We start from the raw sequence: 22,000 nt of genomic DNA, 5'->3' as shown, positions 1-22,000 counted from the left end.
GCACAGATAAGGCAATAACAGCCTACTTCGCCCGTTTATCCAGTACCCGACGCGCCTTACCCGTCAGCGTACGCTCAACCAGCCCCGCCGTCTGCACCGTCACGCGCGCCGACACCCCTATATACGTCTTCACCGCATGTCGCAGCTTATCGGCAATCACATCCCGCGCAGCAACACTCAAGTGATCGAACTCGGGACGCACCTCGGTCAGAATTTCGAGTTCATCAAGATTGCCGCTACGCGTCAATACCAGTTGATACTGCGCGGCCAACTCTGGGATCTTCAGGACTACTTCTTCGACCTGAGTTGGGAACAGATTAACCCCTCGAACAATCAACATATCGTCGCTGCGGCCCGTAATCTTGTCGATACGACGCATGCTGCGCGACGTCGGCGGCAACAAACGGGTCAGGTCACGCGTACGGTAACGAATCACCGGCATGCCCTCTTTGGTCAGTGACGTAAAGACAAGCTCGCCTTCCTGCCCATCGGGCAGCACCTCGCCCGTAACAGGATCGATGATCTCCGGATAGAAATGATCCTCCCACACCACTGGGCCGTCCTTGGACTCGACACACTCCATGGCCACGCCCGGCCCCATCACTTCCGACAAACCATAGATATCAACCGCGTCTATTCCCGTGCGTTGCTCGATATCCGCGCGCATCTGCCCCGTCCAGGGTTCGGCGCCAAAAATTCCTATACGCAGGGAGCTTGAAGCGGGGTCCATACCCTGGCGCTGCATCTCCTCGATAAGATTGCAGAAATACGATGGCGTCACCATGATGATGGACGGCTCAAAGTCGCGTATCAGCTGCACCTGCTTTTCAGTTTGCCCGCCAGACATCGGCACCACACTGCAACCCAGCCTCTCGGCGCCATAGTGCGCCCCCAACCCGCCTGTAAACAAGCCATAGCCATAGGCCACATGTGCAATATCGCCTGGACGGCCACCGCCAGCCCAAATCGACCGCGCCACAAGATCGGCCCAGTTATCGATGTCCCTGGCCGTATAGCCCACCACGGTAGGCTTGCCAGTGGTTCCGCTGGACGCATGAATACGCACAATCTGCTCACGCGGCACGGCGAACATATTGAAGGGATAGTTATCGCGTAAATCCTGTTTGCTGGTCAGTGGAAATCGGGATATATCCGATAGCTGCTTCAGATCGTCGGGATGGATGCCCGCCGCATCAAACGCCTTTTTGTAATGAGGCACATTTTGATAAGCGTGCCTCAACGTCCACTTCATACGCTCCAGCTGCAAGCTTTGCAGCTCATCCACACTCGCATGCTCGATAGCGTCGCGGCCGGCGTTCGACAACTTGGCTTCAGACATTTTCGGCTCCTACCTTTTTGTTATTCAAAATGATTTATTTTTATACGCGTCGACAAAGCAACGCATGCGCACTACAGCATCAGTCACCAACCACCTGTCCCTTGATGCGATACGAGCGCCCTCGGAAAATGGCAATGCGCTTGCCCTCTTGGTTGGTGACCTGGACGTCATAGACACCAGTTCGACCAGACAGTGAATATTCGGCGGCGTTGGCGGTGAGCACGTCACCCTCGAATGCTGGCGCCAGATAATCTATGGTGCAGCCTGCAGCCACTGTTGCGGCATTACGCGAGTTGCAGGCAAACGCAAAGCTACTGTCGGCCAGCGCAAAAATGAAGCCACCATGGCAGGTTTTATGACCATTCAGCATATCGGCCCGCACTGGCATGCTCATGCTCGCCTGACCAGGAGCCACGGATACGATATGCATGCCCAGGGCTTGCGAGGCAGGGTCATTGGCATACATGACACGCGCGGTCAGCTCTGCCAAAGCCTGAGGATTCTCGGGCAAGGTATCTTCGGTCTGCTCGTTAACACTGGCTGACATGGAGTTCATCAGTTTCCCTTGAAAACAGCCGGACGTTTTTCCAGAAAGGCCGAAACGCCTTCAGCGTAATCCTGGCTGGCACCCAATTCACGCATCAGGTCACGCTCAAGATCCAATTGTTCATCCAGCGTATTGCTCAGACTCTCGTTCAAGGCTCGCTTCGTGTAGGCCAAGCCCTTGGTCGCCGCAGCGGCGAAATGCCTGGCCAATTCATCCAGACGGACCTGGAAGGCGTCATCGGAGACACATTCCCAGATCAGACCCCATTGCTCGGCCTGCTGAGCGCTTAGCTTGTCACCCAACAAAGACAGCCCCATCGCTCTGGCCCGACCCACCAGCCGAGGCAAGACATACGTACCGCCGGTATCCGGCAATAAGCCCAGACGGCAAAACGGCTGGATGAAACTGGCGCTTTGCTTGGCAATGACAATATCGCCGGCCAGGGCCAGGTTTGCCCCAGCCCCTGCAGCCACACCGTTTACGCCAACTACAACGGGCATGGGCAAGGCATGCAGGCGCCGAACCAGTGGCGCGTAGTATTTATCTATGGTCTGGCCCAGGTCGACTTCATTCGCACGGCTCATCTGCCCTTCGGAAAGATCCTGCCCCGCACAAAAACCACGCCCATTACCCGTCAGTATCAGCACGCGGGCACCTTGAGCCTCGATCACGCCCAATGCATGCGCCAGCTCGTTATGCATGGCGACGTTGAAGCTATTCAGCTTGTCGGGACGGTTCAATGTCACACGGGCTATGCCGTCATTAAGGCTGAACTCGATATTTTCATACTGCATGGAAACTCCAATAGCGGTTATGCGTGCCAACGGGTTTGTACGACGCGGAAACGATTGGCGACATAGGCCGAATCGGATAAAGCGGCATTGGCAGCGGGATTGGCCCCCGTGCCATGAAAATCGCTGAAGGCTGCCGTCTGGTTCACGAAGACGGCGCCCGTCAAATTCACTGAAAGCGATACGCCAGCACGCTCTGACGCTTTACGCGTCTGTTCGAGCACCGCATCGTCTGTGGAATAGACAGCAAGCGACAAGGCGCCGTGGTCAATGACGGTTTGCTGGGCCAGCTTGATGCTGCTCTCGGTAGAGTCGGTAGCCACTACAAAGGCGATAGGTCCAAACCACTCACGCTGGATAGCGGAATGGCTGGCATCGGTCTTGAGTAACAAGGGGGTGTGCACATTGGCCTGTTCGAACTGTGGATGTTCGAGTTGCCTGCTATCGCACAGTATGGGCAAGCCTAAGGCACGAGCCTCAGCCACCCGCCGGGCGATGCCATCGTTCTGGATGGCGCCGGTAATCTCGACCGCGCGGGCCGGGTCGGACACCAGTTTCTCCACGGCCTGGGCCAGGCCTGCGGCAACCTCATCGAAGCTCATGCGGCCGTCGGCCGTCTGGATGCCATCACGCGGTACATATACATTTTGCGGCGCTGTACACATCTGGCCGGAATACAGGGAGAATGAAAACGCCAGATTGCGTGCCACACTTTTAAAATCATCGACGGAATCGATGATGACTTGATTGACGCCTGCTTTCTCGGTATAGACCTGGGCCTGGCGGGCATTTTGCTCGAGCCAATCGCCATTGGCGCTGCTACCCGTAAAATCTATAAGCCTGACTGCGGGGTCCAGGGCCAGCGCCTGAGCGGTATCGTCAGTGACCGAATGCGCAGCCAACTGCACAACATTGGGATTGAAGCCCGCCTCAGCCAGGACTTCGCGTGCGATTTTTACAGTGATTGCCAGCGGCAAAATAGCCCCCGGGTGAGGCTTCACTATCAAGGTGTTACCCGTAGCCAGACTTGCAAACAGACCCGGGTAGGCATTCCAGGTTGGAAAGGTAGAGCAACCTATCACTAGGGCAATGCCACGCGGTACAACAGTAAACCGTTTCTGCATCTTGATGGGATCGTGCTTGCCCTGCGGCTTTTCCCAACTGGCCAAGCCTGGAATACGCGCCATTTCCTGCCAGGCGTAGGCCACTGCCTCGAGGCCGCGGTCTTGCGCATGTGGCCCCCCTGCCTGGAAGGCCATCATAAAGCCCTGCCCTGTTGTGTGCTGCACTGCATAAGCCATTTCAAAGCTGCGTCGATTCAGTCTATGCAGAATTTCCAGCGCCACGCCCACCCAGGCCTGAGGGCCGGCCTCACGCCAGGACTCAAGTGCCGCTTGCGAGCTGTTGATGAGCGTAGACGCAGGCACCTGGGGGTAGCGAATACCCAAGGCAAACCCGAAAGGCGATGCTTCGTTGCCGGTGCTGCCGCTTGCGCCTTCCTGATGCAAAGGGAAGTCATTATTGCAATAGGCATCAAAAGCCGCCTTGCCCTCATCATTGGCAGTTTCACCATAGGCTCGCGGGCTGGGCGATTCGGAAAATGGGCTCCAATAACCGCGTGTTGCAGCCGCAGCAACGGCCTGCTCAAGGACATCACCGTGAGTCTTGAAAAAATCGGTGGACACTGTTTTTGCTCCTAGTACGCCACTCCACTTCAGGAGATCAAGGCTTTGTTCAAATTTAAAGGAAAAATCAAAATCATGGTATGGCTGTTTTACCTAAAAGGCGGCGTGACCTGAATCGCCCACGGCAAGCAGCTCCGGAATCAGCACTCAGGTTTCCTGATCAAAATCTATGAGCAGTGTGTCGGTGACGGGAAAGCTCTGACAACACAGCACGAACCCCCGGTCGACTTCGTAGTCTTCCAGTGCGAAGTTGGCGTCCATGTCGACCTCTCCATCGATGACCTTGCATCGGCAGGTGGAACAGACACCTCCCTTGCAGGAATAAGGCAACTCTATGCCCTGTGCCAGGGCAGAATCAAGCACACTGTCCTTATTTTTTTCGATAGTGAGCGTGCGCGTGAGTCCGTCGTGCACGACGGTGACTTCACATAAATCCTTGCCGGGCGCCTTGCGTGCATCGTGTCCAGTGCGCAAGGCTCGCGGCCCCTTGGGCGACCCAAACAACTCGAACTTGATCTGGTTTTTTTCCAGACCTTTGGCTTGCAAGGCCTGCGTGACCGATTCGGTCATGTCTTGAGGACCGCAGACAAAGGCGTAGTCAATGCTGGCAGGATTCATCCATAGTGTCAGCAACTGTTCGACCTTGGCGCCATCCAGCCGCCCGTTGAACAACTCAATATCCTGATGCTCGCGACTCATGACATAGACCAGAGAAAACCGCTGCATATAACGGTTCTTCAAGTCTTCGATCTCTTCGCGAAACAACACGGCTGACGAAGCGCGGTTGCCGAAGAAAAGAGTAAAGCAGCTGTCGGGCTCGGTTTCGAGCGCAGTTTTGATCAGCGACAAAATAGGAGTGATACCGCTACCCACCGCAAAGGCCACATAGTTGCGGGCGTGTTCAGCGGAAAAATCAACCGTGAAATGCCCATCAGGCGGCATGACATCGAGTAGCTGGCCGCCCGTCAGGTGTTCGTTGGCCCAGCTGGAAAATGCACCGTCACTCAAACGCTTGATGGCGACCCGCAATTGCCGATCGCCTGGCGCCGCGCAAATGGAATAAGAACGGCGCAGCTCCTGACCGTCCAGTTGCGTACGCAAAGTAAGGTACTGGCCAGGCCTGAACCGGAACTTTTCATTGAGCTCGCCAGGCACATCGAAGGTGACCACCACCGCGTCGCGTGTATTCTTTGCGACCGATGCCACCCTGAGCGGATAGAACTTGTTCATGTAGTGACCCGTTAACGCTAGTGCGGTTTAAAGTAATCGAATGGTTCCCCACACGTCTGGCAGCGGTATAAGGCCTTGCATGAGGTTGATCCAAAATGGCTGATGGCCCGGGTATGGCTGGATCCGCACAAGGGGCAGGCTACGACAGCAGCGGTCTTTTTGCGGGTCAGGCCCGAGATATCAATGGCTTTTTCAGCAGGCGGCGCAATACCATAGCCGAGCAAGGCGTCTCTGCCCTTCTGGCTCATCCAGTCTGTTGTCCAGGCGGGTGACAAGCTTGTGCGGATAAGCAAATGCTCTATACCATGGCTGGACAAGACCTGCCGTATGCCGGCGGAGATCTCCTGCATGGCCGGGCAACCTGAATACGTAGGCGTAATGGTGACCGCACAAGTGTCGCCATCCCAGGCGATATGGCGTACCAGCCCCAGGTCAACGATGGACAGCACGGGAATCTCGGGGTCGGACACCTCTGCCAGCCATTGCATGAGCTGGTCAACACTGGGGCGTTGAATGATCGCATTCACCAAGAGGCTCCGGGATAACTGCGCTGCAAATGCTGCATTTCAGCCAGCAAATAGCCCAGCGCTTCAGTGTGACGGCCATATACCCCACCAGTGTGTGCCGGATGCACAGCAGCATCGGGGTCGGGCATGGTCAGCGTAGCTTCTGCCAATGTGAGCGCTACATGGTTTAACCACGGCTGCCATAGGCTGGCATGGGCGGGCACAACGCCTTGCCCTTCCAGAGCCAGCGTAATGTCGTCGTCAATAAAGAGCTCGCCGCAGAAGCGCCAGGCATCATTGACGGCATCCTGCATGCGGGCATGGCTTTCGGCGGTTCCATCACCCAGCCTGACCAGTATGTCGGACGAGCGCCGTGCGTGGTAGCTGACCTCTTTGATGGACTTTTCGGCAATGGCTGCAACATGCTCATTGGTCGACGTACAGAGGCCCTGCAGCAGCAAATAGTGCCACGCATCAAACAAGAACTGGCGTGCGATGGTATGACCATAGTGGCCGTTATCGCGTTCCACCAACAGGTAGTTTCGGTACTGAGGCGCATCACGCAAGTAGGCAAGCTGGTCTTCGTCTCGTGAGGCACCTTCCAGCTCGCCGGCCAGTGTCAGCCACATCCGCGCCTGCCCAAGCAGGTCCAGTGCCACGTTGGTCATGGCCAGGTCTTCTTCGAGTTCCGGCCCGTGTCCGGTCCACTCAGACAAGCGGTGCGAAAGTATCAAGGTGGTATCGCCCATGCGCAGCGAATACTGAAACAAGGTTTGGTCCATGCGATCTCCTACATATGCTTGATTTCGTCAGGCATGGGAAAGAAGGTCGGATGACGGTAGACCTTGCTGTTGGCCGGCTCGAATAAAGGCTGTTTGTCGTCGGGGCTGCTGGCAACGATGTCGGCGGCCCTGACGACCCAGATGCTCAGGCCTTCGTTGCGGCGCGTGTAGACATCACGCGCGTTGTTGACGGCCATTTCGGCATCGGGTGCATGCAGACTGCCCACATGCTTGTGGGCCAGACCATGCTGGCTGCGTATGAATACTTCCCATAAAGGCCATGCGTTCTGGCTCATGTTCGTCTCCGTCATGCCAGTCTGCGTGGACAGCCGGCCATGTCTGAAAAGTGCCGGAATCAGGCCACTGCCTGTTCCGATTCGTGTTTGTTGGCGTAGGCTGAAAAAGCCTCTCGTACCCACTGGCCCTCTTTGTGTGCGTTAACCCTGGCTGCCAGCCGTTCACGATTGCAGGGGCCATTACCCTTGATTACCGCGTAAAACTCATCCCAGTCGATTTCACCAAAATCGTAATGACCTTGATCTTTGTTCCATTTGAGATCGGGATCTGGCACCTTGAGGCCCAGGTATTCGGCCTGAGGTACGGTTTGATCAACCATTTTCTGGCGCAACTCGTCGTTGGAGAACAGCTTGATGCGCCACTGCATGGACTGCGCGCTGTTGGGGGAATCGGCGTCAGAGGGACCAAACATCATGAGCGCAGGCCACCACCAGCGATTCAAGGCTTCCTGGCACATGTCTTTTTGGGCTTGCGTGCCGTGCAGGCACATCTGGATCAGCAAGTCATAGCCTTGACGCTGATGGAAAGATTCTTCTTTGCAAACACGTACCATAGCGCGCGCATAAGGGCCATAGGAGCATCGACATAGCGGTATCTGATTGATAATGGCCGAGCCATCGACCAGCCAGCCTATCATGCCGATATCGGCCCAGGTCAACGTGGGGTAATTGAAAATGCTGGAGTACTTGGCCTTGCCCGAATGCAGGTCGCCGACCAGTTCATCGCGCGAAACCCCCAGCGTTTCAGCAGCACTGTACAAATACAGCCCGTGGCCTGCTTCGTCTTGCACTTTGGCCAGCAAAATGGCCTTGCGCTTGAGAGTTGGCGCCCGCGTGATCCAGTTTCCTTCAGGCAGCATACCCACGATTTCGGAATGGGCGTGCTGCGAAATTTGCCGGATCAATGTTTTACGATAAGGCTCAGGCATCCAGTCTTTGGGCTCGATGCGTATGCCTTCGTCTATGCGTTGCTGGAACGCCTGCTCGTCCCCTGTCAACTGGTCAGTGGAACGGACGCTTTTGACCCCGGTTTCAACAAGCTGCGCATACATGATGACAGTCTCCATTATTGCAAACGGCCTAAAGGACTCGCCGCCTGCATTGCTTTGACACCATTATTTAATACAAAAATATTGATGTCAATCAAATTTTAGTATCAAATGAGACGTAAGGCGCTGCCGCCCACTACAGATTCTTATAATTTGATATCCACATAAAGCCGCTCACCATGGCGGCACCATGCCATGCACGATATGCAGCAATCCCTACAATGCCAGCTACATGCCTTGCTCGAACGGGACCCACCCCGCGCGAAGTCGCTTTGTGTGACCTTGCTCGGCGACGCCATCGAACCGCATGGCGGCAGTATCTGGCTCAGCAAGCTGATCGAACTGGTTGCACCCTTGGGTATCAACGAAAGGCTGCTGCGTACCAGCGTCTTCAGGCTGGTGGCACAAGACTGGTTGCAATCAGAACGGCATGGCCGTCGCAGCCTGTATCGCTTGAGCAAGCAGGGGCGCGACCTGACGGAACAAGCATCCGAACGCATTTACGAAGGTCCTTCGCCAAGCTGGCAAGGCGACTGGACGCTGGTGGTGCTGCCACGTTTTGGCAATGCAAGTCTGAGCAAGCGCGGTGAAGTGCGCCGCGAACTGATCTGGGCAGGCTTTGGCGCCATTGCGCCGGGTATTTTTGCCTTGCCCCGCAATCAGACGGTTACAGCCAACAAAGTACTGGGCAAGCTCAAGCTCGGCAACCACGCCCTTGTTCTGGGCGCACATGAAATGAATGAAGGCAAAGGCTTGCTGATCAGCGAATTGGTCACGCAATGCTGGGACCTGGATGGCGTCGCCAGACAATATCAGAATTTCCTGGACACCTTCCAACCCATATTGGCCGCCATCAATACAGACATGCACCCTCTGCAGGCCTACCTCATCCGGGCGCTGACACTGCACGAATGGCGCCGAATCGTGCTGCACGACCCCCAGCTGCCCACTCAGATGCTGCCCTCGGACTGGCCTGGCCATACGGCACGTACACTGTGCGGCGCTTTGTACTGGCGGGTATTCGACCAGGCGGAAGTATTTCTTGACGAATCGTTAGGCCAGGATCCTGAACACTACCAGCCCCTCCAGCCCTTTGTATACCAGCGTTTCGGCGGTCGAAATACCGTTCGGGGCGTACAGGCAGCATGACAGGCATGGCCACGGCCTGCGCCGCCTGGCCAGGCGACGATGTTATATTTTGATGAAGTGCTCGCGATAATGCTTGAGCTCATCGATGGATTCATAAATATCGGCCAGGGCTTCGTGCCGGCTCTTCTTGATAAAGCTTCTATAGACTTCGGGCTTCCAGCGCAACGACAGCTCCTTGAGCGTGCTGACATCCAGGTTGCGATAATGAAAGAAGGCCTCCAGCCTGGGCATGTACTTGACCATGAAACGACGGTCCTGCCCTATGGTGTTGCCACACATAGGCGACTTGCCCACCGGTACATGCTGCGCCAGAAAAGCCAGCAATTGATCTTCGGCCTGGGCTTCAGTAAGCGTCGAGGCCTTGACCTTGTCAATGAGTCCGCTCTTTCCGTGCGTCGACTGATTCCATTTATCCATCGCATCAAGCAAAGCATCGCTTTGGTGTATAACCAATACAGGGCCTTCAGCCACGAAACTGAGGTCGGGTTCGGTCACAACGACCGCCACCTCAATAATCCGTTCTTTTTCAGGGTCTAGCCCTGTCATTTCCATATCGAGCCACACCAAGCGTTGGTCATTCGACGCCATAGCCATAATCCTTCTTTAAAACAGAGATTCTCTCATACGCCCGCTTCCTATGTTTACATTGCTGTTTATTGCCTTCCTGATTGTGGATATTGTCTTCCGATTCTGGCTCGATTCCCGTCAACTGCGCCACGTGCAGGCGCACCGCAATCAAGTCCCCGATGAGTTCTCCGATCGCATAGGCTTGCGCAGTCATCAACGTGCCGCCGGCTACACCAGCGCAAAAATCCAGTTTTCCATAATTGAGCGTATTGTCGAAGCCGCCGTGCTGGTAAGTCTGACGCTGCTGGGCGGCCTGCAATTCATCGACCTGCAGCTCGGCGTCTTGATCGATAACGAAATGCTGCGTCAGCTCGCCCTGATTGCTTCTGTGCTCGCGATACTGGGTGTCATTGGCCTGCCCTTCTCGGCGTGGCGCAAGTTCAAGCTGGAAGCACGCTACGGCTTTAATCGCGTTACACCTCGTCTCTTCATTCTGGATGCATGCAAAACCCTGGCCATCACGCTGGTCCTGGGCGCTCCGCTGGCAGCAGGCGTATTGTGGGTCATGGCCAACGCCGGTGCCAATTGGGTCTGGTGGGCATGGGGCATCTGGGTTGCTTTCAACTTTTTGATACTGTGGCTCTTCCCGACGGTTATCGCTCCCTTGTTCAACAAATTCACGCCTCTCGACAATCCCGAGATGGCCGACCGCATCCATGCCCTGGCACAGCGCTGCGGATTTTCACTTGGCGGACTCTTTGTGATGGATGGGTCAAAGCGCTCAGCTCACGGTAACGCCTATTTCACCGGCTTCGGCAAGGCCCGACGCATTGTCTTTTTCGACACGCTGCTGGCCCGCCTGAACACTGACGAAATAGAAGCGGTACTGGCGCACGAGCTGGGACACTTCAAGCATCGCCATATCATCAAGCGCATGCTCATCAGCTTCAGCCTTGCATTGGTATTCTTTCTATTGCTGGGGTGGCTATCCACTCAGGTATGGTTTTATACCGATCTTGGTGTGCTGCCGCAGTTGGGCAGACCCAACGACGCACTGGCCCTGATTCTGTTTTTTCTTGTCATGCCCGTCTTTACCTTTTGGGCCACGCCTCTGGCAAGCTGGATGTCACGCCGTGATGAGTTCCAGGCTGATCGCTATGCCGCCGAACAATGCTCATCTACCAGCCTTATTTCCGCATTGGTCAAGCTATACGACGATAACGCCGCCACACTGACGCCTGATCCGGTACACTCTGCGTTTTACGATAGCCACCCGCCCGCCGTGCTGCGCATACAACAGCTAAAACATGGATAAAGATCCCGTCCTGCACGGGCGCATTATCGCGGCTCATGGCCGCCACTACACCGCAGAACTGCCAGACGGCAGCCTGCGAAAATGCTTTCCCCGCGGCAAAAAGGCAGTAGCTGTGGTGGGCGATCGCGTAAGCATCGTCCCGCAAGGCACCGAGGAAGGCGCTATCGACCAAGTACTCGACCGCCGCAATCTGCTGTATCGATCCGACGACGTGCGTACCAAGCAGTTTGCTGCCAATGTTGATCAATTGTTGATCGTGGTGGCGCCCGAGCCCATGTTTTCCGACGACCTGCTGGGCCGGGCACTGGTCGCCGCCCACAGCGCCGGAATAGAACCCTTTATTGTTCTGAACAAGATAGACCTGGAAGCCAAGCTGCCTCGTGCCCGCGAACGCCTGGCTTTACTATCGAAAGCGAATGTCCGAATTATTGAGGTCTGCGCCACCGATCCGGAACAAGTACACACAGCGCTGGGTCATCTGCTGCAAGGACGCAGCAGCCTGCTGCTGGGACAAAGCGGCATGGGCAAGTCGACTTTACTCAATGTGCTGGTGCCTCAGGCGCAAGCACATACGCAGGAACACTCACAGGCGTTGGGCACGGGCAAACATACAACCACCAGCACCCGCCTATACTCTCTGCCAGAAGGCGGCGACTTGATCGACTCGCCCGGTTTCCAGGCCTTTGGCCTCTATCACTTGAGCTCAACCGAGATTGAGCAAGGGTTTCCAGAGTTCAGCGCCGAAGTGGAACACTGCCGCTTTTATAATTGCACGCATCGCCATGAGCCCGGCTGCGGCGTGTTGGCTGCTCTGGCCCGTGGAGACATATCTCCCGAACGCCACGAGCTATACAAAAGAATATTGGCCGAGAACGAGGCCCAGGGACGGTACTGATACTTGCCTGACTAAGGTCGCCGGCCGCCTTTAGTTTGGGTCTCAGCAGCAGCCAGAAAATGATAAAAGTTGCGTATCAGGGCAGCCGTGGCACCCCAGATAAAGTACGATTTCCAGGTAAGCGAGAAATAAAAACGATGCCCGCCATCGGGTAGATTGGCCTGATGTAGGCGATGCAGGCGGGTATCCATCAGTACCGACAGCGGCACCTCAAAAACCTCGGCAACCTCGGTAATATCGGGAACAATGGTAAAACCAGGGCGTATCAAGCCAATGATTGGCTTCATGGTAAAACGCGTTGATGTCAAAAACCCCGGTTGCGTGCCTATATATTGAATATATTCAGGCCCTATACCAACTTCTTCCTGGGTCTCGCGCAAGGCCGCGGCCACCGCATCGTGATCGCCAGGCTCTATGCGGCCACCTGGGAAAGATATCTGCCCGGCATGGTCGTATAGGTGCGAAGCGCGCCGCGTAAACAACACATGCAACCCGGAAGGCCGCTGCACAAGCGGAAATAGCACTGCCGCTTGCACGACATCTTCTGGCTGTGTGATGTCTACCTGAAACGATTTGGTAAAGACAGGCTCTACTTGCCAGTTTATGGGGCAGGAAAAAGCCGAACAAATAAAATCAGGCTCAAGACTGCTTGGCGCCAATGCCTGCAAAGCGTTGCTCTGGACAATAGGTTGCGTCAGGGGGTCGAAACCCGCCGCAATAATACGCCTGTTTCGAGAAGGTAATATGCTTTGCGACATAACACTCATAAAACAAAGGCACCCGTCGGGTGCCTTTGCTGGATTGTATCGGGAAGCTGCAGCTTATTCTGCTGCGACCTTTTTGGCCGATTTGCGCACCAGTTTTTCTTTAATACGAGCGGCTTTACCCGAGCGGCTACGCAGATAGTAAAGTTTAGCACGACGGACATCACCACGGCGCTTGACTTCAATGCTGGCAATTTGCGGGGAATAAAGCTGGAATGTACGCTCGACGGCTTCGCCCGAGGAAATCTTGCGGACGATGAAAGACGAGTTAAGACCACGGTTGCGACGGCCGATGACCACGCCTTCGTAGGCCTGCACACGCTTGCGTGCGCCTTCAACCACGTTTACATTGACAACGACAGTGTCGCCAGGGCCAAATTCAGGTTTGGCTTCGCCGCCGGTCAGGCGAGCGATTTCTTCTTGTTCGAGAGTTTCGATAAGGTTCACGTTGAACGCTCCAGGTTTCATCTTGATGCAGGCGCAGTGTATGGCCAAGTGGCCTAAGGCTTATTCCTTGGGAGTACATGAAACCCAGGTTTTATTGCCCCTGTCAGAGGATGAGTTAGCAAAGCCGAAAATTATACAAGCAATTGGCCTTTTTTAAAAGCCACCCATTGCCCCCAACCACATCAGACCTGGAATGGTAGCGCCCCATACCGCCACCAGGCAGACATCGGCCACCATAGACCCACGGCTAAGAGAGGCCGATTGCTTCCGGGCCGGACGTGCGGGAAAAGGCCATTTTGATGGTGCATTCTTGGGTTGATAAGTTTTCATGATTGTCTCGCAAAAAGGGCGGCCGACTTGACGCTTGTAAGGCTACCAACAGAGCAACCTGGTACAGACCGCATGATACTGTTTAAAAACACAGCTAATCCATAAGATGAACTGTACAAAAGAACAGTAGTTTTTGCAAGCACTTATTTTCGACCTAGTTCATTGCCCTGCTTCGTGCCGGCTAATCATTCAGGCCCTGCCTCTGCAACTCAAAAACATAATCATGAATCGCAGTACCAGGACCCGAATTACGGCTATCATCAAACAGTCAATGACTGTGATGGAGACCTGCCATGTATAAACGTATCCTGGTTGCCACCGATGGTTCCGAGTTATCGGCGAAAGCAGTAAGCACCGCTCTGGATTTCGCCCAGCTGGCCAATGCCGAACTGGTGGCCCTCAATGTCATTCCCCCCTCTCCAGTCAGCTACTGGGATGGCACATCCCGTAGCCAAATGAACGCAGTGACTGTCACAGAAAGTGCACATATCGAAGCCGGCCAAAATATCGTGCATGCCGTCAAAGAGGCGGGCGAACTAAAAGGGGTCAGCACACAAGCCATTACCATCAAGTCGGATTTGGTGGCTGAAAGCATTATTTCGGCCGCCCACCAATACGAGTGCGAACTCATTGTCATGGCATCACACGGCCGACGCGGCATTAACAGAGTACTGATGGGCAACGAAACCATGAACGTACTGACCCACTCAAAAATCCCCGTGCTGGTGCTGCGTTAGCACGATAAAAAGCCATTTTCTGCAACAACCTTTCGCCATAAAAAAACACCCCAAATGCGGACTCTGGGTCCAGCCTTTGGGGTGTTACACAACCATGCCAGGGCTTGCCGCCCTCTGGCCAACAGCCTGATATCAGCTACTGTTATTTATTAGGTTGTGGTGTTACACGCAGGTACGGGCGTACTTCCTTGTAGCCTTTGGGGAATTTCTCTTTCAGGACGGCCTCGTCTTTCAGGGAGGGCACGATAATGACATCGTCGCCGTCTTCCCAGTTGACCGGGGTAGCCACGCTGTGGCTGTCGGTCAGTTGCAGCGAATCGAGCACCCGAAGGATTTCATTGAAATTGCGACCCGTGCTGGCCGGATAGGTAAGCGTCAGGCGCACCTTCTTGGCCGGATCAATAATAAAGACAGAACGAACGGTAGCCGTTGTACTGGCATTGGGGTGAATCATGTCGTACAGCGTCGAGACCTTGCGGTCTTCATCGGCCAGAATGGGAAACTCTACCTTGGTGTTCTGGGTATCGTTGATGTCTTCGATCCACTTCCGGTGCGACTCGGCATCGTCGACCGACACGGCGATGACCTTGGCGTTGCGCTTGGCGAACTCGCCCGACACAATGGACGTATAGCCCAGCTCGGTGGTGCAGACTGGTGTGAAGTCGGCAGGATGGGAAAACAAAACCCCCCAACCATCACCCAGGAACTCGTGGAACTTGATCTTGCCTATAGAGGAATCTTGTTCGAAATCAGGGGCGGTATCGCCCAAACGCAGTGTCGTCATGGCAGCTCTCTTTACGTTGAAACAACAGTCAAAAACAATATGCCATATATTGTGGCAACATAAGCACGCTATTGGAAATAACTATTCAATATAACCTTATGTTGCCTGAATCATACCGGCATATTCGCTAGCAACCCTCCCTTCGAGTACGGTAGCCGCCAATGCCTCGGCACGCGGCATTATTTGTGCAGCATAAAAAACGCTGGTTGCCATCTTTTGCTGATGAAAATCCGTGGCATTGCCGTTGTTGGCATATTCGGCGCATACCAGCGCAGCACGCGCCATTTGCCAGCCCGCATGCACCACGCCTGCGAGCATCAGATATGGCACGCTACCCAGGAAAATGGCACGAATGTTGTCAGCCGCATTGCCCAGCACAAAAGCACTTGCCTGTTCGTAGGCCTGTATGCCCGCCGCCAGACGCCGCGCAATCAGCGCCAAGCCTTCGGCATCAGCTTTGGATGTACTGGCGGCCTTTTCCAGCTGCTCGACAGTGGCACGCATTTCATGTACCAGTGCCTGGACGACCGCGCCCCCATCACGCAATACCTTGCGGCCTACGAAATCATTGGCCTGAATCGCTGTAGTGCCTTCGTAGATAGGCAATATCCGGGCATCGCGATAATACTGGGCGGCACCGGTTTCTTCGATGAAGCCCATACCGCCATGCACCTGAACCCCCAGCGATGCCACCTCGGTGGACAGTTCGGTAGAAAATCCTTTGACGACAGGCACCAGATACTCGTACAGGGCTTTATTGTTGGCCCGCTCTGCCTGGTCAGGGTGGCGGCGCGATTTGTCGCAGGCTGCTGCGGCCACATAAGCCAGCGACCGGGCGCCTTCAGTCAGGGCCTTCATGGTGAACAGCATACGTTGGACATCGGGATGGTTGGCAATGGCGACCGGTCCCGCCGAGCCTTCCAGTGCCTGGCCTTGCACGCGTTCTTGAGCGTAGGCGCTTGCCTGCTGTAACGCCCTTTCAGAAAGCGCCACCCCCTGGATTCCGACGGCGTATCTTGCCGCATTCATCATGATGAACATGTACTCCAGGCCGCGGTTTTCTTCGCCGACCAGATACCCCACCGCGCCCTCGCCCACATCGCCCTTGCCAGAGCCATACAGCAAGACTGCAGTCGGGCTGCCATGTATGCCCAGCTTATGCTCAAGCGAGGCGCACCAGACGTCATTGCGGTCACCCAGTGTACCGTCTTCGTTGACCAGAAACTTGGGCACGATGAATAGAGAAATCCCTTTGACGCCCTTGGGTGCATCGGGCGTACGCGCCAGTACAAGATGCACGATATTCTCTGCCATATCGTGCTCACCATAGGTGATGAAGATTTTCTGGCCTGATAGCCGATAAGAACCATCGTCTTGCTTGACCGCCCGGGTGGCGATTAACGCCAAATCAGATCCGGCCTGGGGCTCGGTCAAATTCATGGTCCCCGTCCAGCGACCTTCGAGCATGGCGGGAATAAACCGTGACTGCTGCTCATGACTGCCAACGGCCGCCAGGGCTTCGATTACCCCATCGGTCAGCAAAGGGCACAGTGAGAACGCCAGATTTGCCGAGTTGATGTTTTCGCTGGCTGGCGCCCCCACCAGCTTGGGCAAGCCCTGCCCCCCAAATTCTTGTTCGTGCTGCAAACCCTGCCAGCCACCCTGTCCAAACTCGATGAAAGCCTGCTTGAAGCCGGGCGAGGTCGTCACGCTGCCATCCGACCATTTTGCGCCGGTGGTGTCACCATTGCGATTCAAAGGTGCGATGGCCTGCTCGACGAAGCGAGCATTCTCTTCGAGCACCGCATCGACCAAATCTGTGGTCACTTCTTCGAAGCCGGGCAAGGCAAGAACACCATCCAGATCTGCCAGCTCATGCAGAATAAAACGAATGTCTTGGACGGGTGCACGATAAGTCATAAGGTCTCCGATTCCGTAAAAAAAGCCTGCAAGCAAAACACTTACAGGCTTTATGCTACATCAAGGTTTATAGCGCTTCGACAAGTTCCGGTACAGCCTGGAACAAGTCAGCCACCAGGCCGTAGTCGGCCACGCCAAAAATAGGTGCCTCAGCGTCTTTGTTGATGGCCACGATAACCTTGGAGTCTTTCATGCCGGCCAAGTGCTGGATCGCACCAGAAATACCCACTGCCACATAGAGCTGAGGTGCCACGATTTTTCCGGTTTGGCCTACCTGCCAGTCGTTGGGGGCATAGCCTGCATCGACCGCTGCACGCGAAGCGCCCAGCGCAGCGCCAAGCTTGTCTGCCAACGGGTCCAGCAGCTTGAAGTTCTCGGCACTGCCCAGACCTCGCCCGCCCGATACCACGACGGCCGCACCAGCCAGTTCAGGGCGATCGTTTTTGGCGACCTCACGGCCAACAAAAGCAGACAGGCCGGAATCGGCTACAGCACTTACCGACTCAATGGCGGCGCTGCCACCTTGTGCGGCAACCGCGTCGAAAGCCGTAGTACGTACGGTAATGACTTTGATCTGGTCAGCCGACTGCACGGTAGCGATGGCGTTACCTGCATAGATGGGGCGGGTGAAGGTATCGGCCGACTCAACTGAAATGATGTCGGAAATCTGGGCGACGTCGAGCTTCGCAGCCACGCGCGGAGCCACGTTTTTACCTGCGGCAGTAGCCGGGAACAAAATATGGCTGTAGCCGGAGGCCAGCGCCAGCACCTGCTCGGCTACGTTTTCAGCCAGACCTTCTGCCAAAGCCGGCGCATCGGCCAACAAGACTTTAGTCACACCGGCAGCCTGTGCCGCCTGGTCTGCAACCGCCTGGGCGCCGCCACCGGCGACCAGTACATGGACGTCGTCGCCCAGCTTGGCAGCTGCGGCTATGGTGTTGAGGCTGGCGCCTTTCAGTTCTGCGTTATCGTGTTCAGCAATTACCAATATCGTCATTTAAACCACCTTCGCTTCGTTCTTCAGTTTGTCGACCAAGGTTGCCACATCAGGCACAACAATACCCGCCGAACGTGTGGGCGGTTCGGAAACCTTGAGTGTCTTCAGGCGAGGAGCGACATCTACACCCAAGTCTTCAGGTGTAACGACCTCCAGGGGTTTTTTCTTGGCCTTCATGATGTTAGGCAGCGTCACGTAGCGCGGCTCATTCAAGCGCAGGTCGGTGGTGACAATGGCCGGCAGCTTGAGCGCCAGGGTTTCCAGACCGCCATCGACTTCACGGGTAACCGTTACTTTGCCGTCAGCTACTTCAACCTTGCTGGCGAAAGTGGCTTGAGGCCAGTTGAGCAGTGCCGCCAGCATCTGGCCGGTTTGATTGGCGTCGTCATCAATGGCCTGCTTACCCAGAATCACCAGCTCAGGCTGCTCTTTGTCAACCAAGGCCTTGAGCAGCTTGGCCACGGCCAGAGGCTGAAGCTCGGCATCGGTTTGCACCAATGCGGCGCGGTCGGCGCCGATAGCCATGGCGGTACGCAAGGTTTCCTGGCATTGTGCAACACCGCAAGACACCGCAACCACTTCGGTAGCGACACCTTTCTCTTTCAGGCGCGTGGCCTCTTCGATCGCAATTTCGTCAAAGGGATTCATGGACATTTTTACATTAGCGATATCCACAGCGCTTTGATCGGACTTCACGCGTACTTTGACGTTGTAATCAACCACACGCTTGACAGGTACCAGTACCTTCATCGAGCATCCTCCAAGGGAACTATTAAAAAAACCGTAAAGAAAATTCTTTGTATTCTACAACTTTGCCAGCGCCCTGATATGAACCTCGGTGCTGCGCCCGAGTGCAGACAGGCAGTATCCGCCTTCCAGAAAGCTGATGATCCGGCCTTGGGCGGTCTCATCGGCCAGCGCTACTATTTGTTCGGTAATCCAGGCATAGTCTGATTCCACCATGCCCAACTGCCCCATGTCGTCTTCGCGATGACCATCAAAGCCAGCCGAAATCAAAACCAGCTGAGGCTGGAATGCCTGTAGCCTGGGCATCCATACATCACTGACCAGAAAGCGCAGTTCATCGCCTTTGGCATAGGCATGTACCGGTATATTTACCATGTTTTCCGCCGGGGGATCCTGGTAGTGATCAGGAAACAAAGGGTGCTGAAAAAAGCTGCACATCAGCACTCGCGGATCGCCAGCAAAGGTTTCTTCGGTTCCATTGCCGTGGTGAACATCGAAATCAATGATGGCCACGCGATCAAGCTTATATTTTTCAAGGGCATAGGCTGCGGCAATGGCGATATTGTTAAGAAAACAAAAACCCATGGCCTTGGCCGGACCGGCGTGATGACCCGGCGGACGAACCGAGCAGAAAGCATTGCGATGTGTTTGCCGCATGACGGCATCGACAGCGTTGATGCCCGCGCCTGCCGCCACCCAGGCGGCTTCAAGAGTATGTGGGTTCATGAGGGTATCGGGATCAACCTGAAAATACCCTTCGGTGGGCGCATGCATCCGCAAATACGCTATATACCCAGGTTCATGTACCCGCAGCAGATCGGCATCGGTGGCCGGCTCGGCTGTTTGCTCGTCGATAAAATCCATCAGGCCGCTGGCAACCAGGCGGTCGTTGATGGCATCGAGCCTGCCGGGGCATTCGGGATGCCAGTTGCCCATTTCATGCAAGTGGCAAGCAGGGTGGGTAATATATAGTGTCTGCATAAGGATGATTATGTTCAAACCTGCTCGTATATTGCAAGTCGTCTTCTTTAACTTACTCCTGGTGGGGTGTGCCTCCACTCAAAATGGCCCTTCCGGACATGACACAGCCCAGGCTGCGGCTGCGGCTGCGGCAAAGCCTGAAACGGCATCAAACGCCCTGCCACTGTCTACTCCCGAGCCGGCGCCCTCCATACAGGCCGGACGATCCATACCCGGCAACAGCGGTTTTCTGCAGGCCAATGGTCAGCTCACCGACAATATCCAGGCCTATGCCAACGAAGTCGCACGTGCGCGCGGCATACCTTTGGCCCATGTCGAAGCCTTGCTGAAGCAGGCGCAGTACAACGCGACAGCAGCCAAATTGATGACACCGTCAAAGACCCGCATACGTCGAAGCTGGGTTACTTACCGCAAGCGCTTTGTCGAGCCCGTCCGTATCAACGCGGGCACGACTTTCTGGACAGAGAACAAAGCCACTCTCGACCGCGTGGCAAGCCAATATGGCGTACCGCCATCAATTATCGTCGCGATTATTGGCGTCGAAACCGTATACGGCAGAGTCACCGGTAATTTCAAGGTACTCGATGCATTGGCCACACTTGGATTTCGCTACCCTGATGATAGCCGCCCCGAGCGCAGCCAACTGTTTCGTGACCAGCTTGCAGACCTGATTCAGCTCGATTACGAAAACAAACTGGATGCAAGCCAGGTTGAGGGCTCGTTTGCTGGTGCCATGGGACTGCCGCAATTCATGCCAGGCAGCTTGATGCGCTATGCGGCAGACGGCAATAACGATGGCCGCATCGATCTGCTCTACAGTACAGACGATGCCATCGCATCGGTGGCGCGTTTTTTGCGCTTACACGGTTGGGTTCCTGGCTTGCCGGTGTTTGCCCCCGCCTCATTGCCTAAGAATCCCAAAGCATTGGTCGTAGGCGGGTTATACCCCACCTTGGATTGGTCACAGTTACAGGATCAGGGCGCGCGGTTCCGTACAGCAGCCGGAAACTCAAATACGGCTTATGCGCAAAATAGCAGCTGGACGCAGCACAAGCTGGGCATCGTCGATTTGCTGGACGAGCCCAGAAATCTGGCCGAATACCGGGTGGGAACGCCCAACTTCTTTGCCATTACCCACTATAACCGCAGCTATTTCTATGCTAGTTCGGTGGCCGACCTGGCGCAGGCGCTGGCCGACCGCGTGGGATACGGTGGCCCTAATTGAATACACCGGTAGATAAATAGCGGTCGCCCCGGTCACACACAATAAAAACGATGGTGGCATTACTGACTTGCGCTGCCACACGGGTGGCTGCAACCAATGCGCCTGCCGATGAAATACCGCCGAAAATGCCTTCTTCGGCAGCCAGCCGGCGGGCCATGGTTTCGGCTTCGTCCTGACTGATCAGCTCGAACTGGTCAACCTGCTTGGGCTGATAAATTTTGGGCTGATAGGCTTCGGGCCATTTACGTATGCCCGGAATTTGGGACCCTTCGGCGGGTTGCGCACCCACGACTTGTATAGCCGAATTCTTTGAGCGCAAATACTGCCCTACTCCCATGATGGTTCCGGTCGTGCCCATGGCACTCACGAAGTGAGTAATCTGCCCGTCGGTTTGCTGCCAGAGCTCAGGGCCGGTGGTTTCGATATGAGCCAAGGGGTTATCGGCATTGGCGAACTGATCAAGTACCTTTCCCTTGCCGTCTGCCTGCATCTTGTCGGCCAGGTCACGGGCATATTCCATACCACCCTCTTTGGCCGGTGTGAGGATGAGTTCGGCGCCATATGCCGTCATGGAGGCACGCCGTTCAACCGAAAGGTTGTCGGGCATGATAAGAATCATTTTGTACCCCCGTACCGCCGCCGTCATGGCCAGTGCAATACCCGTATTGCCGCTGGTGGCCTCGATAAGCGTATCGCCCGGCTTGATCTCGCCGCGCGCTTCGGCCTGCCGTATCATGGAGCTGGCGGCACGGTCTTTGACGGAGCCGGCGGGGTTATTGCCCTCGAGCTTGGCCAAAATAACATTACCGCGCGGCTCACCAGCGTCGCCAGGGATACGCTGCAGTCGTACAAGCGGGGTTGCGCCAATGGTGTCTTCGATAGTCTGGTATTTTTTCATGCGGAAATCATACACCCTA

General features: G+C 55.5%; 24 protein-coding genes. 5 read left to right on the top strand and 19 right to left on the bottom strand.

Going from position 1 to position 22,000, the window contains the following annotated elements; all coding sequences use genetic code 11:
• Positions 1-22 precede the first annotated feature (22 nt).
• The 9 genes from paaK to paaA form a co-directional block, all read right to left on the bottom strand.
• Positions 23-1,339: a phenylacetate--CoA ligase PaaK gene (gene paaK, locus ERD84_RS09055; RefSeq protein ID WP_130039299.1), complete on the bottom strand. Its 1,317-nt coding sequence runs from the start codon at positions 1,337-1,339 to the stop codon at positions 23-25.
• A 79-nt stretch (positions 1,340-1,418) separates the two neighbouring features.
• Entirely contained in the window at positions 1,419-1,895 is a 477-nt protein-coding gene (gene paaI / locus ERD84_RS09050) for a hydroxyphenylacetyl-CoA thioesterase PaaI (protein WP_245150658.1), read from the bottom strand.
• Positions 1,895-2,680 (bottom strand): 2-(1,2-epoxy-1,2-dihydrophenyl)acetyl-CoA isomerase PaaG, encoded by a 786-nt coding sequence (gene paaG, locus ERD84_RS09045; RefSeq protein ID WP_130039298.1) that lies wholly within the window; start codon positions 2,678-2,680, stop codon positions 1,895-1,897. The genes paaI and paaG overlap by 1 nt, the downstream gene beginning before the upstream one ends.
• A 17-nt stretch (positions 2,681-2,697) precedes the next feature.
• Entirely contained in the window at positions 2,698-4,362 is a 1,665-nt protein-coding gene (paaN, locus tag ERD84_RS09040; protein ID WP_130039297.1) for a phenylacetic acid degradation protein PaaN, read from the bottom strand.
• A 147-nt stretch (positions 4,363-4,509) separates the two neighbouring features.
• Complete coding sequence (gene paaE, locus ERD84_RS09035; protein ID WP_130039296.1) at positions 4,510-5,592, bottom strand: 1,2-phenylacetyl-CoA epoxidase subunit PaaE; 1,083 nt, start codon at positions 5,590-5,592, stop codon at positions 4,510-4,512.
• 17 nt (positions 5,593-5,609) lie between these two features.
• Positions 5,610-6,119, bottom strand: a complete 510-nt coding sequence (gene paaD, locus ERD84_RS09030) for a 1,2-phenylacetyl-CoA epoxidase subunit PaaD (protein ID WP_130039295.1) — start codon at positions 6,117-6,119, stop codon at positions 5,610-5,612.
• Complete coding sequence (gene paaC / locus ERD84_RS09025) at positions 6,116-6,880, bottom strand: 1,2-phenylacetyl-CoA epoxidase subunit PaaC (RefSeq protein ID WP_130039294.1); 765 nt, start codon at positions 6,878-6,880, stop codon at positions 6,116-6,118. The genes paaD and paaC overlap by 4 nt, the downstream gene beginning before the upstream one ends.
• Positions 6,881-6,888: 8 nt before the next feature.
• Positions 6,889-7,176 (bottom strand): 1,2-phenylacetyl-CoA epoxidase subunit PaaB, encoded by a 288-nt coding sequence (gene paaB / locus ERD84_RS09020; RefSeq protein WP_130039293.1) that lies wholly within the window; start codon positions 7,174-7,176, stop codon positions 6,889-6,891.
• Between the two features lie 59 nt (positions 7,177-7,235).
• A complete protein-coding gene (gene paaA, locus ERD84_RS09015; RefSeq protein WP_130039292.1) occupies positions 7,236-8,228 on the bottom strand; it encodes a 1,2-phenylacetyl-CoA epoxidase subunit PaaA in 993 nt (330 codons plus the stop codon).
• Between the two features lie 192 nt (positions 8,229-8,420).
• Between paaA and paaX the strand changes: the two genes are divergently transcribed.
• Positions 8,421-9,374, top strand: coding sequence for a phenylacetic acid degradation operon negative regulatory protein PaaX (paaX, locus tag ERD84_RS09010; RefSeq protein WP_167667370.1), 954 nt, complete (start codon positions 8,421-8,423; stop codon positions 9,372-9,374).
• 42 nt (positions 9,375-9,416) lie between these two features.
• On the opposite strand, the gene orn is transcribed toward paaX, so the two are convergent.
• Positions 9,417-9,962: an oligoribonuclease gene (gene orn / locus ERD84_RS09005; protein ID WP_130039291.1), complete on the bottom strand. Its 546-nt coding sequence runs from the start codon at positions 9,960-9,962 to the stop codon at positions 9,417-9,419.
• A 49-nt stretch (positions 9,963-10,011) separates the two neighbouring features.
• Here orn and ERD84_RS09000 point away from each other — a divergent pair, with 49 nt between their 5' ends.
• Positions 10,012-11,256: a M48 family metallopeptidase gene (locus ERD84_RS09000; RefSeq protein WP_130039290.1), complete on the top strand. Its 1,245-nt coding sequence runs from the start codon at positions 10,012-10,014 to the stop codon at positions 11,254-11,256.
• Positions 11,249-12,151: a ribosome small subunit-dependent GTPase A gene (gene rsgA / locus ERD84_RS08995; protein WP_130039289.1), complete on the top strand. Its 903-nt coding sequence runs from the start codon at positions 11,249-11,251 to the stop codon at positions 12,149-12,151. Before ERD84_RS09000 ends, rsgA begins: the two co-directional genes overlap by 8 nt.
• A gap of 11 nt (positions 12,152-12,162) precedes the next feature.
• Here the strand turns inward: rsgA and ERD84_RS08990 are convergent, their stop codons facing one another.
• The 3 genes from ERD84_RS08990 to ERD84_RS15955 form a co-directional block, all read right to left on the bottom strand.
• The gene (locus tag ERD84_RS08990) at positions 12,163-12,909 is read right to left on the bottom strand and encodes a CoA pyrophosphatase (protein ID WP_130039288.1); all 747 of its coding nucleotides are present in this window, start codon (positions 12,907-12,909) and stop codon (positions 12,163-12,165) included.
• Positions 12,910-12,972: 63 nt separating this feature from the next.
• Complete coding sequence (gene rplS / locus ERD84_RS08985; RefSeq protein WP_130039287.1) at positions 12,973-13,362, bottom strand: 50S ribosomal protein L19; 390 nt, start codon at positions 13,360-13,362, stop codon at positions 12,973-12,975.
• A 153-nt stretch (positions 13,363-13,515) separates the two neighbouring features.
• Positions 13,516-13,692 (bottom strand): hypothetical protein, encoded by a 177-nt coding sequence (locus tag ERD84_RS15955; protein WP_167667349.1) that lies wholly within the window; start codon positions 13,690-13,692, stop codon positions 13,516-13,518.
• A 293-nt stretch (positions 13,693-13,985) separates the two neighbouring features.
• Here ERD84_RS15955 and ERD84_RS08980 point away from each other — a divergent pair, with 293 nt between their 5' ends.
• Complete coding sequence (locus tag ERD84_RS08980; RefSeq protein ID WP_130039286.1) at positions 13,986-14,429, top strand: universal stress protein; 444 nt, start codon at positions 13,986-13,988, stop codon at positions 14,427-14,429.
• A gap of 142 nt (positions 14,430-14,571) precedes the next feature.
• Here the strand turns inward: ERD84_RS08980 and ERD84_RS08975 are convergent, their stop codons facing one another.
• From ERD84_RS08975 to ERD84_RS08955, 5 genes are all read right to left on the bottom strand, one after another.
• Complete coding sequence (locus tag ERD84_RS08975; protein WP_130039285.1) at positions 14,572-15,213, bottom strand: peroxiredoxin; 642 nt, start codon at positions 15,211-15,213, stop codon at positions 14,572-14,574.
• Between the two features lie 96 nt (positions 15,214-15,309).
• A complete protein-coding gene (locus ERD84_RS08970; protein ID WP_130039284.1) occupies positions 15,310-17,133 on the bottom strand; it encodes an acyl-CoA dehydrogenase in 1,824 nt (607 codons plus the stop codon).
• Positions 17,134-17,200: 67 nt separating this feature from the next.
• On the bottom strand, positions 17,201-18,130 hold the full coding sequence (locus tag ERD84_RS08965) for an electron transfer flavoprotein subunit alpha/FixB family protein (protein WP_130039283.1): 930 nt from the start codon (positions 18,128-18,130) through the stop codon (positions 17,201-17,203).
• Positions 18,131-18,880, bottom strand: coding sequence for an electron transfer flavoprotein subunit beta/FixA family protein (locus ERD84_RS08960; RefSeq protein WP_130039282.1), 750 nt, complete (start codon positions 18,878-18,880; stop codon positions 18,131-18,133). It abuts the gene before it with no gap.
• A 54-nt stretch (positions 18,881-18,934) separates the two neighbouring features.
• Positions 18,935-19,858: a histone deacetylase family protein gene (locus ERD84_RS08955; protein WP_130039281.1), complete on the bottom strand. Its 924-nt coding sequence runs from the start codon at positions 19,856-19,858 to the stop codon at positions 18,935-18,937.
• Between the two features lie 10 nt (positions 19,859-19,868).
• Here ERD84_RS08955 and mltB point away from each other — a divergent pair, with 10 nt between their 5' ends.
• A complete protein-coding gene (gene mltB / locus ERD84_RS08950) occupies positions 19,869-21,083 on the top strand; it encodes a lytic murein transglycosylase B (RefSeq protein WP_130039280.1) in 1,215 nt (404 codons plus the stop codon).
• Here mltB and cysM read toward each other — a convergent pair.
• Positions 21,076-21,981, bottom strand: a complete 906-nt coding sequence (cysM, locus tag ERD84_RS08945; RefSeq protein ID WP_130039279.1) for a cysteine synthase CysM — start codon at positions 21,979-21,981, stop codon at positions 21,076-21,078. The two genes, mltB and cysM, sit on opposite strands and share 8 nt — an antisense overlap.
• Positions 21,982-22,000 lie beyond the last annotated feature (19 nt).

Source organism: Pollutimonas harenae, from assembly GCF_004153685.1.
Lineage (GTDB): Bacteria > Pseudomonadota > Gammaproteobacteria > Burkholderiales > Burkholderiaceae_B > Pusillimonas_C > Pusillimonas_C harenae.
Note: the sequence above shows the minus strand (reverse complement) of the source record. Positions and strands in the feature narration are given on the sequence as shown.